Here is a 14,309-nt window from a genome sequence, read left to right as displayed (position 1 = left end):
CCCTCACGAGTAACGTATGGAGCTGATATGGGCGTTTTTGAACGGCTTCTCCGGAGGTCAAGGGCTACGGAGGAGGCGCCGGCCGCCGGGGTGCGGCCCGCCGCGGAGCCGGTCGCCACCGAGGCGGAGGTGGCGGTGGAGGAGAAGGGTTCGTCGGAGACGGAGGGTTCTTCGGAGACGACGGGCTCGTCGGAGACGAAGGGGTCTTCCGCGACGGAGGGTTCGTCCGGGAACGACGGCGGGGCGACGGCGGAAACCGCCGGGGCCGCCAGTTCCGAGGACGTCGACATCCCCAAGCAGCAGACCGCCGAACAGGCCGCCGACAACGAGGCCGGCAACGGCTCCCGCACGTAACTCTCCCGCGAGGGAAGGCGAACCATGGGTCTGATGGACAATCTGAAAGCCAAGCTGGAGCCCGCCAAGGACAAGGTCTCCGGGCTCGCGCAACAGCACGGGCACAAGGTCACCCACGGCCTCGACAAGGCCGCGAAGGTGGTCGACGAGAAGACCAAGCACAAGTACAGCGACAAGATCCAGACGGGTACGGTCAAGGCCAAGGACGCCATGGACCGCCTCGCGCACAAGGACGGCGGCGATGCGGCGAGCCCGCCGGGCGCTCCGACCTCACCTCGGACGCCCTGAACAACCCCGCGGCTCGGCGGACGGCCGTGAAGCGCTCAGACCGCTTCCGGCCGTCCGCCGTGTCCGGGTGGGTGTACGGACCGGTACGCCCGACCGCTCGTCCAGGCCGGTACCGGGCTGACGGCTCGTCCGGGCCGGTACGGCTGACGCTGCGTCCGGGGCCGGCACGGCTGACGGCGCGTCGGCGCGCCTGTCCCCTCCGGGAGCCGACGGAGAGGCCGCGGGAGTCGGCGGAGAGCCACCGCGGGGCGCGCCCCGGCGACCTCACGCTCGTACGGCCCCGGGCGCCACGTCTTGGCTCGTACGGCCCCGGGCGCGGCTCCCTGGCTCGTACGGCCCAAGACGCCGCGCCTTCCGGGCGCGGCTCCGGCTCCGCCCCGGTTCTACGACCAGGCCGCCACCAGATATCCCACGCCGTACGGAGCGTCGTCGTAGAGAAGGGCGCCGCCGAGTCCCGCGCCCTCGGCCGCGCCCGCGAGGACCTGCCAGGGCGCGCGCCCGGCGGCCTTCAGCTCGATCGCCAGTGACGTGTCCAGCGCCTTCAGGGCCGCGACGTCGGCGGCCCCGAGCGCCCGCGCGACCTCCGCGTCGAAGTCCGCCGCGCGCTCGTCGAGATAGCCCGGCGCCTTGAGGGTCCTGCACGCGCTGGCGTCACCCATCACCAGCACGGCCACCCGCCCGGCCCGCCCGCCGATCTGCTCCCCGGCCCGGACGCACCGCTCGGCCTCCAGGGGTTCACCCACTCCGAGCCCCTCCACCGGGGCGTCGGACCAGCCGGTGCGTTCCAGCAGCCAGGCGGCGACGGCGAGGGAGGGCGGCAGTTCGCGTTCCGAGGCACCGGGGCTCGTGCCGCCCGCGTCGGAGCCCTCGCTCGCCCCGCCGGGGTTCAGGCGTGCCGCGTCCGGGCGGCCGAGGCATACGTCGAGATCGACCCCGAAGCCGCTGAAGGAGCCGCGGGTTCCCTCCGGATGCGGTCCGCGACCGCGCTCGTCGGCGGGGCCGACGACCACCAGCAGGTCGGGACGCGAGGCGGCGAGCACGCCCAGCGCGTCCGTGCAGGCCGCGCGCGCGGCGTCCAGTTCGGGTGCCGCGCCGGCGGCGATGCCGGGGACCAGCAGCGGAGGGCAGGGGCAGACTGCGGCGGCTACAAGCATGAGCCGCAGCGTAACGCCGCACACCGACGATCCGCCCCGGCCCCACTCCGTGTCCGGGAAGTGCGGGCGTGAACACGCCGCCGCCGCCCGGCGGGGCGCCCCGTCCCGTCCTGTCAGTCGCAGCCGCAGCCGCTGCCCACGGCGACCGGCAGCGGCTCCGGGGCGCCGATCTTCGGCAGGCCCAGCATGACGCCCGCCGGCTTGGCTGCCTCGGCTGCGTTGCGCTTCTCCCAGGCGTCCCCCGCACGCGTGCGGCGCACGTCCCGGACGGTGCCCTCGGCGAGCAGGTGGTGCGGGGCGGCGTACGTGATCTCGACGGTGACCACGTCGCCGGGGCGGACCTCTTCGTCGGGCTTGGTGAAGTGGACCAGCCGGTTGTCGGGGGCGCGGCCGGAGAGACGGTGGGTGGCGCCGTCCTTGCGGCCCTCGCCCTCGGCGACCATCAGCTCCAGGACGCGGCCGACCTGCTTCTTGTTCTCGGCCCAGGAGATCTCCTCCTGGAGGACGACGAGACGCTCGTAGCGCGCCTGGACGACCTCCTTGGGGATCTGCCCCTCCATGGTGGCCGCCGGGGTGCCGGGGCGCTTGGAGTACTGGAACGTGAAGGCCGCCGAGAAGCGGGCCTCGCGGACCGCGTGCAGGGTCTGCTCGAAGTCCTCCTCCGTCTCGCCGGGGAAGCCCACGATGATGTCGGTGGTGATCGCCGCGTCCGGGATGGCGGCCCGGACCTTCTCGATGATCCCGAGGAAACGCTCCTGCCGGTACGAGCGGCGCATCGCCTTCAGGACGGTGTCCGATCCGGACTGCATCGGCATGTGCAGCTGCGGCATCACGTTGGGCGTCTCGGCCATGGCGGCGATCACGTCGTCGGTGAAGTCGCGCGGGTGCGGCGAGGTGAAGCGGACGCGCTCCAGGCCCTCGATCTTCCCGCAGGCGCGCAGCAGCTTGCTGAAGGCCTCGCGGTCGCCGATGTCGCTGCCGTACGCGTTGACGTTCTGGCCGAGCAGGGTGATCTCGGAGACGCCCTCGCCGACCAGGGCCTCGATCTCGGCGAGGATGTCGCCGGTCCTGCGGTCCTTCTCCTTGCCGCGCAGTGCCGGGACGATGCAGAAGGTGCAGGTGTTGTTGCAGCCGACGGAGATCGACACCCAGGCCGCGTACGCGCTCTCGCGGCGGGTCGGCAGCGTGGAGGGGAAGGCCTCCAGGGACTCGGCGATCTCGATCTGCGCCTCCTCCTGGACGCGGGCGCGCTCCAGGAGGACCGGCAGCTTGCCGATGTTGTGCGTGCCGAAGACGACGTCCACCCAGGGCGCCCGCTTCACGATGGTGTCGCGGTCCTTCTGGGCGAGGCAGCCGCCGACGGCGATCTGCATCCCGGGGCGCTTCGTCTTCATCGGCGCGAGGCGGCCGAGGTTGCCGTAGAGCTTGTTGTCGGCGTTCTCGCGTACGGCGCAGGTGTTGAAGACGACGACGTCCGCGTCCCCGTCGGAGCCCTCGGGCGCCCGCACGTAACCGGCGCCTTCGAGGAGCCCGGAGAGCCGTTCGGAGTCGTGGACGTTCATCTGACACCCGTAGGTGCGCACTTCGTACGTCTTGGATTCCTGAACGTCCACTGCCTGACTCCGGTCGCCGCTGCTCATGTGACAAGGGTAGGCGGTACCCGGAGTACGTCCGGACGCCGGAGCTTTCGCACCCGTCACCCGCCGCACATCACCCGTCACGCGACGTACGGCCGCCGGCACCCTGCGCGCGATCCGTGGCTGGTCACCCACCCAGTCCGGCGAACCGCTCCGCGAGCGTGCTCGCGGCGGTTCCGAGCAGGATCGTGTAGTGGTTGGAGCCCTCGATCAGCTCGGCGGGGAGGCCGCGGGAAGGGCCGGTCCAGCGGTCGACGACGGACGCCCCCAGCATCGGCGGCTCCTGGCCGAGCAGTCCGAGCGGCGCGTGCAGCAGCAGAGCCGGGACGCCGAGCTCTGTGAGGTCGGCGGCGAACAGGTCGGCGGAGGTCAGCAGATCGCGCCCGTCGTACCGCACGGCCTCCTCGCGCGCCTTCGAACGCCGGGCACCCCGGGGACCGGCGAGGTCGTAACGCACGTACGTCTCGATGTCCGCGTTCCAGTGAGGGCCGAGCGCCGGATGCGCGCGGAAGAAGTCGATGTACGTCTGGTCGGTCTCGTACGTCCGGCTGAGGCGGGTCAGCGCGGGGCCGAGGGTGTCGTCGAGGACGGCGTCGAGGTCGGTGCCGGGCGGCACGGGCAGTGGCAGCCCGCCGTCGACGAGCAGCAGCCGGTCGAACAGCCCTGGCCGGCGCGCGGCCGCGCGCAGCGCGACGTACGCGCCCATCGAGTGCCCGGCCAGGGCGACCGGCCGGCCCGCGCCCAGGTGCTCCGCCAGGCGGCACAGATCCATGGCGTGCCGGTCGAGGCCGTACGGGCCCGGGGCGCCCGCGCTGCCGCCGCGGCCCCTCAGATCGGGCGCGAACAGGCTCCACTCGTCGGGGAGTTGACGGGCCATCGCACAGAAGGACATCCCGGATCCGGTGATGCCGTGCGCCGCCAGAGCGATCCGCGGCCCCTTGCCGAACCGCAGGACACGGAGGGTTCCGCCTTCGGCGGGCAGATCGAGTTCGGCAGGCTCGTTCATGGGCTCTCCTGGTCGTCGCTGGTGGGCTCCCCGGCGGTGGCGGCGGCCCGTGGCGGGCTCCCCGGTCGGGGCGCCCCGGGTGTCACGCGTCCGGCGCGTTCCACCCCTGCCGCCGCAGCACCTCCGACACGTCCGGTGCGCGGTAGTGCTCGCCCTTGAGTACCTTCCCGTCGGCCCTGCGGGCCACCTGGCCGTCGGGGCCGAGCTTCGTCATGTTGGCCCGGTGGATCTCCGCGATCACCGCGTCGAGGTCGATCCCGTGGACGAGGGCCGTGCCGTACGCCACGTACACGACGTCGGCGAGCTCGTGCGCCAGCCGGTCGAGCGGGCCGTCGACCGAGACCTCGGCGACCTCGGCCGCCTCCTCGGCCAGCAGTTCGCCGCGGTGTGCGGCCAGCTCCGGGGAGACCTCGGCCGGGGCGGCGCGGACGTCGAGGCCGAAGGTGAGATGGAACTCACGGACCAGCGAGGCCGGGGAAGGTACCGGGGAGCCGGGAGACACCGGAGCGGTGGACGGCGGGATCTGCGACGGGGAGGACGACTGCATTCGGCGAGCCTACCGATCCGCCGGAACCCCCTTGGGGGACCGGCCCTGGCCAGGACCGCCCAGGGCTGGCAGGATCGCGCGCATGTTCCAGGCACTCCCCCGTATCGGCCGGCGCCGCGCGCTGTTCGGCTCGACGGCCGTCCTCGTGGTGGTCGGGCTGCTGCTGTGGTGGCTGCTGCCGCTGGGCGAGGAGTCCCCGAGCGGGACGATCACCTTCAGTACGGGCACCCGGACCGGGGTCTACCAGATGTACGGCAAGCTCCTCCAGGGCGCCATCGCCAAGGACATGCCCCACCTGAACGTGAAGCTGGTGAGCAGCGACGGATCTCAGGAGAACGTCCGGCGGGTGGCCACGGGCGAGGCCGACTTCACCATCGCGGCGGCCGACGCCGTGGAGACGTACATCCTGCAGAACAAGCCGGGATCGGGGCGGCTGCGCGGCTGCTCGCGGCTCTACGACGACTATGTGCACCTGGTGGTCCCGCGCTCCTCGCCGGTGCGGTCCGTGGCGGACCTGAAGGGCAAGAGGGTCGCCGTCGGACCGGGCGGTTCCGGGGTGCGGCTGATCGCGGACCATGTGCTCCAGGCGGCGGGTCTCGACCCCGACACGGACATCAAGCCCTTCGCCGACGGCATCGCGAACATGCCCGACCTGCTTGAGCACCACAAGATCGACGCCTTCTTCTGGTCGGGCGGCCTGCCGACGAACGCCGTTCAGGAGCTCTCCAAGGCCGACGCCATCCGGCTGGTGCCGATCGGCAGCGACCTCGTCGAGAAGCTGCACGAGCAGGGCGGTGCCTCCCGCTACTACCGGTCCGCCGTGATGCCCGCCGACGCCTATCCCGAGGCGCAGCGCGGCTCCTCCGTGCAGACCCTGGCCGTGGCCAACTTCCTGATCACCCGGGAGGACGCGGACCCGAAGCTCACCGAGGACCTCACCCGCACGGTGATCGCCAGCCGCGACCACATCGGCGACGTGGTGCACGCGGCCCAGCTGGTGGACGTGCGCACGGCGATCTACACGGACCCGCTGCCCCTGCACGAGGGCGCGCGCCGCTACTACCGGTCGATCAAGCCGTAGTCGTACGGCTCGACGCCACCGGGATCTCTCAGGCCGCCGGCCCCGACCTCGGTACCGTCACCGTCACCCGCAGGCCGTGCGGCTCGTGGTGGTCGTACGCGATGGAGCCGCCGCCCGCGGCGAGCAGGGCCCGCGAGATGGAGAGGCCGAGGCCGGAGCCCTTGACGTTCTGGTGGACCGCGCTGCGCCAGAAGCGGTCGCCGATGCGGGCCAGGTCCTCGTCGCCGAGGCCTGGGCCGCCGTCGGTGACCACGATGGTCGAGGACTCGCCGTTCGAGGCGACCGTCACCTCGACGTTCTCCCCCTCGGGCGTGAACTTGACCGCGTTGTCGATCACCGCGTCCAGGGCGCTGGACAGCGTGATGGGATCCGCCCACGCGGTGGTGGGCGGGCAGTTCCCCGCCAGCCGCACACCTCTGCTCTCGGCGACCGGCTGCCAGGACGCCACGCGCTCCGCGGCCAGCGCGCCGATGTCGGTGAGGCGCACATCGGCCTCGGCGTGCTCGGCGAGCGCCAGGTCGAGCAGGTCGTCCAGTACCTGGGTGAGGCGCTTGCCCTCCGTGCGGACCGAGGCGATCTCCTCGTTGTCCTCGGGGAGTTCGAGGGCGAGCAGCTCGATGCGCAGCAGCAACGCCGAGAGCGGGTTGCGCAGTTGGTGCGAGGCGTCGGCGACGAAGGCACGCTGCTGTTCCAGCACGTCCTCGACGTTGTCCGCCATCTCGTTGAACGACCGGGCCAGGCGCTGGAGTTCGGGCGGTCCGCCGGCGGGCGCGACCCGGGACTTCAGCCGGCCGGTCGCGATGTCGTGGGTGGTTGCGTCGAGGACGCGCACGGGTTTGAGCACCCAGCCGGTGAGGCGCAGCGCGGCGCCGAGCGCGAGGAGCATCGCGGCGATCTCGCCGGCGCCGATGATCAGCCAGCCGTGCAGGGTCTTGGAACGCATCTGCCCGGTGGGCGAGTCGGTGACGACGACGGCGATGACGTCACCGTCCCTGATGACCGGGGAGGCGACGACGAGACGGTGCTGCTGCCAGGGCCAGACCTGTTCGGGGTCGTGGCTGCGGCGGCTGACGAGCGCCTCGTCGAAGGCGTCGCGGGCCACGCCGGCCCTGGGCAGGAGCCAGTGGTCCGGCGCGTCGGCCATGGGGATGTCGTTGCGGTAGAAGACGCCCGCCCGGATGCCGTACACCTCGTAGTAGCGGGTGAGTTCGGTGCGCAGGGTCTCGCGTCGTTCGTCGGGGAAGCCCCCCTGGGAACCGCCGCTCGGAGGCTCGGTGACGTACTGGGCGAGGGACGCGAAGCGCGCGGTGTCGTCGATACGGTCGACGACCACGCGCTGCTGCTGTGCCGCCGCGACGCTCACCGCGAGCGGGACGCCGAGCGCCAGCAGCACGGCTGCCATCAGGACGATGAGCAGCGGGAGAAGACGTGTGCGCACCCGTGCCCGCTACGAGGCCGGGGCGACGAGCCGGTACCCGACGCCGCGTACGGTCTCGATCAGCGCCGGCATCCGCAGCTTGGAGCGCAGCGACGCGACGTGCACCTCCAGGGTGCGTCCGGTTCCTTCCCAACTGGTGCGCCACACCTCGCTGATGATCTGCTCCCGGCGGAACACGACGCCGGGGCGCTGGGCGAGCAGCGCGAGCAGGTCGAACTCCTTGCGGGTCAGCTGGACCGTCGAACCGTCCACGGTGACCTGGCGGTTGGGGAGTTCGATGCGTACCGGGCCGAGGAGCAGCATGGTCTCGCCGGGGGACGAGGCGTCGTCGTGGGCGGTGCGCCGGGCGACGGCGTGGATCCGGGCGAGCAGTTCCCCGGTGTCGTAGGGCTTCACCACGTAGTCGTCTGCGCCGAGGTTGAGGCCGTGGATGCGGGACCGTACGTCCGCGCGCGCGGTGACCATGATCACCGGCGTGGCGGTCCGCTTGCGGATCTTGCCGCAGACCTCGTAGCCGTCCTGGTCGGGCAGTCCGAGGTCGAGCAGGACGACACTGAAGCCGTCGCTCTCCGGGACCAGTGCCCGCAGGGCCTCCTCGCCGCTGCGGGCGTGGGTGACGTCGAAGCCGTGCCGTGCCAGCACCGCGGACAGGGCGGCGGCGACGTGATTGTCGTCCTCGACGAGGAGCAGTCTCATTCCGACCCCCTCCGGTTCATCGGTCGTACGGTCTGCTTGCGGAACGCGGTGCACGCGCGTGCACCATGGAAGTCACGCCGATGGACAAGGACGGCGTCAAGGGGCTTCGGGTTGCTCGGTGCTTCCGTTACCCAGCCGGTACGCGCGTTTGTACGACCCGCTACGACACGTGTCCGATTGCTACCGGATCGTGATGCTCAAGTTCCCCTCAGATGTAATGACGCTGGTCATGCGGCGTTACTACTGTCCACCGAAACCGAGGAGGACGGAGCCCAAAAGCGATGACCGAAGTATCGGTGGCCAAGGACGCCATGGCCGCGACCGACGAACTGGTCGTCCTGAAGAGCGTCAACAAGCACTTCGGCGCGTTGCACGTGCTCCAGGACATCGACCTGACGATCACCCGTGGCGAGGTCGTCGTGGTCATCGGGCCCTCCGGGTCCGGGAAGTCCACCCTGTGCCGCACCATCAACCGCCTGGAGACCATCGATTCGGGTGACATCTCGATCGACGGCAGGCCGCTGCCCCAGGAGGGCAAGGCGCTCGCCCGGCTCCGGGCCGATGTGGGCATGGTCTTCCAGTCCTTCAACCTCTTCGCGCACAAGACCGTGCTCGAGAACGTGATGCTGGGGCAGATCAAGGTCCGCAAGACCGGCAAGCAGGCGGCGGAGGAGAAGGCCCGCGGGCTGCTCGACCGCGTCGGCGTCGGCACGCAGGCGGACAAGTACCCGGCGCAGTTGTCGGGCGGCCAGCAGCAACGCGTCGCCATCGCACGGGCCTTGGCGATGGACCCGAAGGTCATGCTCTTCGACGAGCCGACCTCGGCGCTGGACCCCGAGATGATCAACGAGGTCCTCGAAGTCATGCAGCAGCTCGCCCGGGACGGCATGACGATGATCGTCGTCACCCACGAGATGGGCTTCGCTCGTTCGGCTGCCAACCGGGTCGTCTTCATGGCCGACGGCCGCATCGTCGAAGAGGCTGTGCCGGACCAGTTCTTCAGCAATCCGCGCAGTGACCGTGCCAAGGACTTCCTCTCGAAGATCCTGCACCACTGATGTCCCCGCGCGTGGGGATCCTGACGTCCTCACGCGCGGGGGACCACTCACGTCACCGCCCGTCGACGGCCCGCACTTCACCCTTACTCAAAGGATGTTCACCATGAAGCTCCGCAAGGCAGCCGCCGCCTCGGCCGCCGTACTCGCGCTCGCCGTGACCGCCACCGCGTGCGGTTCGAGCGACAAGAACGACAGCGGGTCCTCGTCCTCGGGCGGCGGCAAGATCAAGATCGGCATCAAGTACGACCAGCCCGGTCTCGGCCTGCAGCAGCCGGACGGATCCTTCGCCGGTTTCGACGTGGACGTCGCGACCTACGTGGCCAAGCAGCTCGGATACAAGCCCAGCCAGATCCAGTTCGTCCAGACCAAGAGCGCCGACCGCGAGAACGCCCTCGCCCGTGGCGACGTGAAGTTCATCGCGGCCACCTACTCGATCACCGACGAGCGCAAGCAGAAGGTCGACTTCGCCGGCCCGTACCTGCTGGCCCACCAGGACCTGCTCGTCAAGTCCGACTCGAAGATCTCCAAGGGCACGGACCTCAACGGCAAGAAGCTCTGCTCCGTGACCGGCTCCACCTCGGCGCAGAACGTCCAGAAGACGATCGCCCCTCATGCCCAACTGCGTGAGCTGAGCGGCTACTCGGAGTGCATCGCGGGGCTGCAGAGCGGCGCCGTGGACGCGGTGACCACCGACGACTCGATCCTCGCGGGCTTCGCCGCGCAGGACAAGTACAAGGGTCAGTTCAAGCTCCTCGGCCTCAAGCTCAGCAACGAGAACTACGGCATCGGCGTCAAGAAGGGCGACACGGCGACGGTGAACAAGATCAACACCGCGCTGGAGAAGATGGTGAGCGACGGCTCCTGGCAGAAGGCGGTCGAGAAGAACTTCGCCCCCGCCGGCTACAAGAACGAGCCGGCCCCGAAGATCGGCGTGATCGTCAAGTAGCGCGGGGGACTTGACCGCCGTCGAGTAACGCAGGGGATCACCGAGTTCACGCGGGAACCCTCGGGCAACGCGGGAATCCGCGGTTCCCGCGGGGTTGCGCAGGTGTGCCGCCGCCCACCGCGATCACGGCGGCGGCACACCGCGGCCACCCCGTCCGTCACGTACGCCACCACCCGGAAGCGCGGGAGATCGTGTTCGACTTTCTTCAAGGTTATGACGTCCTGGGGGCGTTCTGGATGACGGTGAAGCTCACCGTCTTCTCCGCCCTCGGCTCCCTGGTCCTGGGCACCCTGCTGGCCGCGATGCGGGTCAGCCCGGTCCCGCTCATGCGCGGATTCGGCACCGCCTACGTGAACATCGTCCGGAACATCCCCCTGACGGTCATCATCGTCTTCAGTTCGCTCGGCCTCGCGGACATCTTCGGTGTGACGATGGGCGCCTCCGACGACTTCAAGCTCCAGGCCTTCCGGCTCGCGGTCCTCAGTCTCGTCGGCTATCACGCGGCCTTCGTCTGCGAGGCGCTGCGTTCCGGCATCAACACCGTTCCGGTCGGACAGGCCGAGGCGGCCCGCGCGATCGGGCTGAGCTTCAGCCAGACCCTTCGGCTCGTCGTGCTGCCGCAGGCGTTCCGTTCCGTCATCGCCCCGCTGGCGAACGTGCTGATCGCGCTGACCAAGAACACGACGGTGGCCGCCGCCATCGGCGTGGCCGAGGCCGCCACCCTGATGAAGACGATGATCGAGAACGAGGCCCAGACGGTCCTCATCGCAGCGGTCTTCGCCTTCGGGTTCGTGGTCCTGACCCTTCCCACCGGCCTCATCCTCGGCTGGCTTGGCAAGCGACTGGCGGTGAAGCGATGACCTCCGTTCTCTACGACGCCCCCGGCCCCCGCGCCAAGCGCCGCAATGTGATCTTCTCGGTACTCTTCGTCGTCCTGCTCGCACTGCTCCTGTGGTGGATATGGCTGACGTTGGACGACAAGGGCCAGCTGAAATGGGCTCTGTGGGAGCCGTTCACCACGGCGGACGCCTGGAGCACCTATCTGTGGCCGGGCCTGCTCGGCACACTGAAGGCCGCCGCGCTCAGCATGGTGATCGCACTCCCCCTGGGCGCCGTCTTCGGCATCGCGCGCCTGTCCGACCACCGCTGGGTGCGCGTTCCGGCGGGCGCCGTGGTCGAGTTCTTCCGGTCGATCCCGGTCCTGCTGCTCATGCTGTTCGCGAACGAGCTCTACGCCAAGTCCCCGAACATCGCGAGTGAGGACCGCCCGTTCTACGCGGTCGTCACCGGTCTGGTGCTCTACAACTCCTCGGTCCTCGCCGAGGTCGTACGGGCCGGCATCCTCGCCCTCCCCAAGGGACAGACGGAGGCCGCGTACGCGATCGGGCTGCGCAAGGGCCAGACGATGACGAGCATCCTGCTGCCGCAGTCGGTCACCGTGATGCTCCCGGCGATCGTCGGCCAGCTCGTCGTCATCGTGAAGGACACCGCCCTGGGCGGTGTGATGATCGGCTACGCGGAACTCCTCACGGCACGCAGCACGCTCGCGGCCAACTACGCCAACGTCGTCCCGAGTTTCATCGTGGTCGCCGTCATCTTCATCGTGTTGAACTTCGCGATCACCAGCTTCGCCTCCTGGCTGGAAGGCCGACTGCGCCGAGGCAAGAAGACGACCGGCGCGGTCCTCTCGCCGAACGACGCCACCATCGCCGGTACGGCGACGGGGGCGGGCGGGGGCGGCGGATAGGGACGCGGTCTGACGAATCGTCCGAAGAACAGTCGCCCCGTGTGACCGGCGGGGCCAGTGGCACGATCGCCGCTGACCCCGTCACTTGACGCAAGCAGCGGCAATGGGTTGCATACGTTCTGTGATCGTGCACCCCGCTCCACCTGCCTGTTCCCGTACGTCCCTCAGGACACAGCTCCGTGCAGGGGGCACCGCGCCGTGGACCCGGTGATCATCGTCGGAGCAGGGCCCGTGGGGCTCACGCTCGCCCTTGCGCTGGCCCGCCAGGAGGTCCCCTCCGTGGTCCTCGACGAAGGCCCCGGCAAGGACGAACTGCGGCTCGCGCGGACCGTGGTGCTGCGCGAGGACACGGTCGCGCTCGTCGAGCGGCTGACCGGTCTCCCTCTCGACGACGCCGGCTTCCGTTGGGCCGGATGGCGGTCGATGCGGCGCAAGCAGGTGATGCGCGCGATCGCTTTCGGCGGGGAGGGCTCCGGCAGCGCGGAGGGTACGAACGGCGCCGCCGATTCCCTGGGCACCGAGACCGCGTGGGGCGAGGGCCCTCGGGGGGCCGTCGCCCCACGCGGCACCGGCCCTTCGCGGGGCGCGGAAAGCCCGGCGGACGGCGAGGAGTTCACCGCACCGCTGCACATCGCCCAGCACGCGCTGACCGGTGTCCTGCGCGAGGCCATCATCCACGAGCGGCTCATCAAGGTCGCCGTGCACAGCCGCCTCGACTCCGTCGAGCAGGACACCTCCGGCATCACAGCGCACACCAGGGGCTCCAACGGCACCTGGTGGCGCGGCAGTTACCTGGTCGGCTGCGACGGACCACGCTCGACGGTGCGCAAACTCCAGGACATCCGCTTCCCCGGGCGTACCGCCGTCGAACGGCACGCCGTGGCGGCCCTGCGTACCGAACTCCCCTGGCCCGGCGAGGCGTTGCTGCACCGGATGACGCCATGGCGGACCTCCGGCCCCTCGGCCGGCGAGGTGAGCGCACGCCCGCTCGCCGAGGACGTGTGGCGGCTGGACTGGCTGCTGCCCCCGGGCAAGGACCTGGTCACGCCCGACCTGCTGGTCGCGCGCATCCGGGAGACCCTCGGCGGCTGGAGCGGGGGCACCACACCCGCGTACGAACTGCTCGACACCGGAGTCCACACCGTCCACCACCGTCTCGCCCGCCGCTGGCGCGCCGGCCGGGTCTTCCTCGCCGGGGACGCGGCCCATCTGCTCGGCGCCCTCGGCACCCAGGGCCTTGACGAAGGGCTGCGGGACGCCGACAACCTCGCCTGGAAGCTGGGCCTCGCCTGGCACCACGGCCCGCACAAGACACTCCTCGACAGTTACCAGGCGGAGCGGCGCGCCGTGGTCGCCGCCCGGCTGCGCGCCGCCGACCAGGCACTGCCCCTGCTGCGCGGCGGTGGCGGGCTGCGCGCCTACGTACCCGGGTCCGCCCGCGGCCACGACGTGCTGCTCACGGACGGCCACCTGGGGCGCGGCCCGCTGGGCGCGCCGGGGGCGTACGCCGACTCCCCGCTCATGCCTCCGCCCGCCGAGTCGCACGCCCCCGTCGACACCGAGCCCGGCGCACCGGTCGTCGATGTGCGGGTGACCGCGGAGGACGGCTCGTTCGTACCGCTGCGGGAGCGGCTCGGACGCGGCGTCCTGCTCGTCGTGCTGATCGCTCCGGGTACGGGGGTGTGGGAGCGCAAGCACTGGGTGACGGCCGGCATCATGCCCCGGCTCGCCGCCGCCGTGACCGCGCTGCCGCACCCCGCCGAGCTGCTCGTCGCGGAGAGCTACCCGGGAGCGGCGGCGCACACCGTGCTTCTGGTCCGCCCCGACGGACATCTGGTCACCGCGCTCGGCGGAGTCCGCCCGGCCGACCTGTACGAGGCGGCCGAGGCGACCCTCGGCGGACCGGCAGCGGCGGGGGCGGAACCCGCCGCGGAGGCGACAGCGGGCAGAACCTGAAAGACGACGGCGGGCAGGACCTGAGAGGCGCCGGTCCGGATCTGAAGGACGACGGCCCGGGCGGCTGAAAGACGACGGCCCGGAACTGCACGACCGCGGGCGGGAGCTGAACGACGACGGGAAGGAGTTGAACGCTCGGTAACCGTCCGGCCTGCGGTTTCCCGGCTGATTGGGCCACCACGGTCCATATAGTGACGGTGAGTTGACCGGCCTTCGCCACCATGGTGTACTCCGGATCGTGACTGACACCTGTGTGCGCCTGTGGCGGAGGGTCCATATGGACCTCGTCCGCTATGCGGGCTGCGTGTGTCGTCCGTCCCTCTGACTTCGCATCCTCAATCTCCCGCGCGCCACTCTCGTGCCTCCGCGCGCTCCTCTCGCGAACTCTCAGGACGGTCCGA

15 protein-coding genes are annotated in these 14,309 nt (G+C 70.7%); 9 read left to right on the top strand and 6 right to left on the bottom strand.

The annotated features are described in order from the left end of the window. The first annotated feature begins 27 nt into the window (after positions 1-27). Positions 28-354: a hypothetical protein gene (locus ACZ6KY_RS11875; RefSeq protein WP_469310173.1), complete on the top strand. Its 327-nt coding sequence runs from the start codon at positions 28-30 to the stop codon at positions 352-354. Between the two features lie 24 nt (positions 355-378). Continuing rightward, positions 379-642: an antitoxin gene (locus ACZ6KY_RS11870; protein ID WP_469310172.1), complete on the top strand. Its 264-nt coding sequence runs from the start codon at positions 379-381 to the stop codon at positions 640-642. A 383-nt stretch (positions 643-1,025) separates the two neighbouring features. On the opposite strand, the gene ACZ6KY_RS11865 is transcribed toward ACZ6KY_RS11870, so the two are convergent. From ACZ6KY_RS11865 to ACZ6KY_RS11850, 4 genes are all read right to left on the bottom strand, one after another. Next, the gene (locus tag ACZ6KY_RS11865; RefSeq protein ID WP_469310171.1) at positions 1,026-1,796 is read right to left on the bottom strand and encodes a class III extradiol dioxygenase subunit B-like domain-containing protein; all 771 of its coding nucleotides are present in this window, start codon (positions 1,794-1,796) and stop codon (positions 1,026-1,028) included. Between the two features lie 113 nt (positions 1,797-1,909). Further along, positions 1,910-3,436, bottom strand: coding sequence for a tRNA (N6-isopentenyl adenosine(37)-C2)-methylthiotransferase MiaB (gene miaB, locus ACZ6KY_RS11860; RefSeq protein WP_469310170.1), 1,527 nt, complete (start codon positions 3,434-3,436; stop codon positions 1,910-1,912). Between the two features lie 124 nt (positions 3,437-3,560). Next, positions 3,561-4,439, bottom strand: a complete 879-nt coding sequence (locus ACZ6KY_RS11855) for an alpha/beta fold hydrolase (protein ID WP_469310169.1) — start codon at positions 4,437-4,439, stop codon at positions 3,561-3,563. An 82-nt stretch (positions 4,440-4,521) separates the two neighbouring features. After that, on the bottom strand, positions 4,522-4,986 hold the full coding sequence (locus ACZ6KY_RS11850; RefSeq protein WP_469310168.1) for a pyrophosphohydrolase domain-containing protein: 465 nt from the start codon (positions 4,984-4,986) through the stop codon (positions 4,522-4,524). Positions 4,987-5,068: 82 nt separating this feature from the next. Here ACZ6KY_RS11850 and ACZ6KY_RS11845 point away from each other — a divergent pair, with 82 nt between their 5' ends. Then, on the top strand, positions 5,069-6,067 hold the full coding sequence (locus ACZ6KY_RS11845) for a TAXI family TRAP transporter solute-binding subunit (protein WP_469310167.1): 999 nt from the start codon (positions 5,069-5,071) through the stop codon (positions 6,065-6,067). Between the two features lie 28 nt (positions 6,068-6,095). Here the strand turns inward: ACZ6KY_RS11845 and ACZ6KY_RS11840 are convergent, their stop codons facing one another. Beyond that, positions 6,096-7,505 carry a HAMP domain-containing sensor histidine kinase gene (locus ACZ6KY_RS11840; protein WP_469310166.1) on the bottom strand — a complete coding sequence of 470 codons (1,410 nt, stop codon included), beginning with the start codon at positions 7,503-7,505 and terminating at the stop codon, positions 6,096-6,098. Between the two features lie 9 nt (positions 7,506-7,514). Then, positions 7,515-8,201: a response regulator transcription factor gene (locus ACZ6KY_RS11835; protein ID WP_469310165.1), complete on the bottom strand. Its 687-nt coding sequence runs from the start codon at positions 8,199-8,201 to the stop codon at positions 7,515-7,517. A gap of 281 nt (positions 8,202-8,482) precedes the next feature. Here ACZ6KY_RS11835 and ACZ6KY_RS11830 point away from each other — a divergent pair, with 281 nt between their 5' ends. The 6 genes from ACZ6KY_RS11830 to ACZ6KY_RS11805 all read left to right on the top strand — a co-directional run bounded on the left by ACZ6KY_RS11830 (position 8,483) and on the right by ACZ6KY_RS11805 (position 14,233). Then, the gene (locus ACZ6KY_RS11830; RefSeq protein WP_469310164.1) at positions 8,483-9,259 is read left to right on the top strand and encodes an amino acid ABC transporter ATP-binding protein; all 777 of its coding nucleotides are present in this window, start codon (positions 8,483-8,485) and stop codon (positions 9,257-9,259) included. A gap of 103 nt (positions 9,260-9,362) precedes the next feature. Then, a complete protein-coding gene (locus ACZ6KY_RS11825) occupies positions 9,363-10,205 on the top strand; it encodes a glutamate ABC transporter substrate-binding protein (protein ID WP_469310163.1) in 843 nt (280 codons plus the stop codon). 191 nt (positions 10,206-10,396) lie between these two features. After that, a complete protein-coding gene (locus ACZ6KY_RS11820; RefSeq protein WP_469310382.1) occupies positions 10,397-11,065 on the top strand; it encodes an amino acid ABC transporter permease in 669 nt (222 codons plus the stop codon). Then, on the top strand, positions 11,062-11,952 hold the full coding sequence (locus ACZ6KY_RS11815; RefSeq protein ID WP_469310162.1) for an amino acid ABC transporter permease: 891 nt from the start codon (positions 11,062-11,064) through the stop codon (positions 11,950-11,952). The genes ACZ6KY_RS11820 and ACZ6KY_RS11815 overlap by 4 nt, the downstream gene beginning before the upstream one ends. 198 nt (positions 11,953-12,150) lie before the next feature. Further along, positions 12,151-13,908, top strand: a complete 1,758-nt coding sequence (locus ACZ6KY_RS11810; protein ID WP_469310161.1) for an FAD-dependent monooxygenase — start codon at positions 12,151-12,153, stop codon at positions 13,906-13,908. 238 nt (positions 13,909-14,146) lie between these two features. Next, on the top strand, positions 14,147-14,233 hold the full coding sequence (locus ACZ6KY_RS11805; RefSeq protein ID WP_355850280.1) for a putative leader peptide: 87 nt from the start codon (positions 14,147-14,149) through the stop codon (positions 14,231-14,233). Positions 14,234-14,309 lie beyond the last annotated feature (76 nt).

The organism is Streptomyces sp. NPDC042002 (assembly GCF_055588305.1).
The sequence above is the reverse complement of the archived record's forward strand: the minus strand, read 5'-3'. Positions and strand labels throughout refer to the sequence as shown.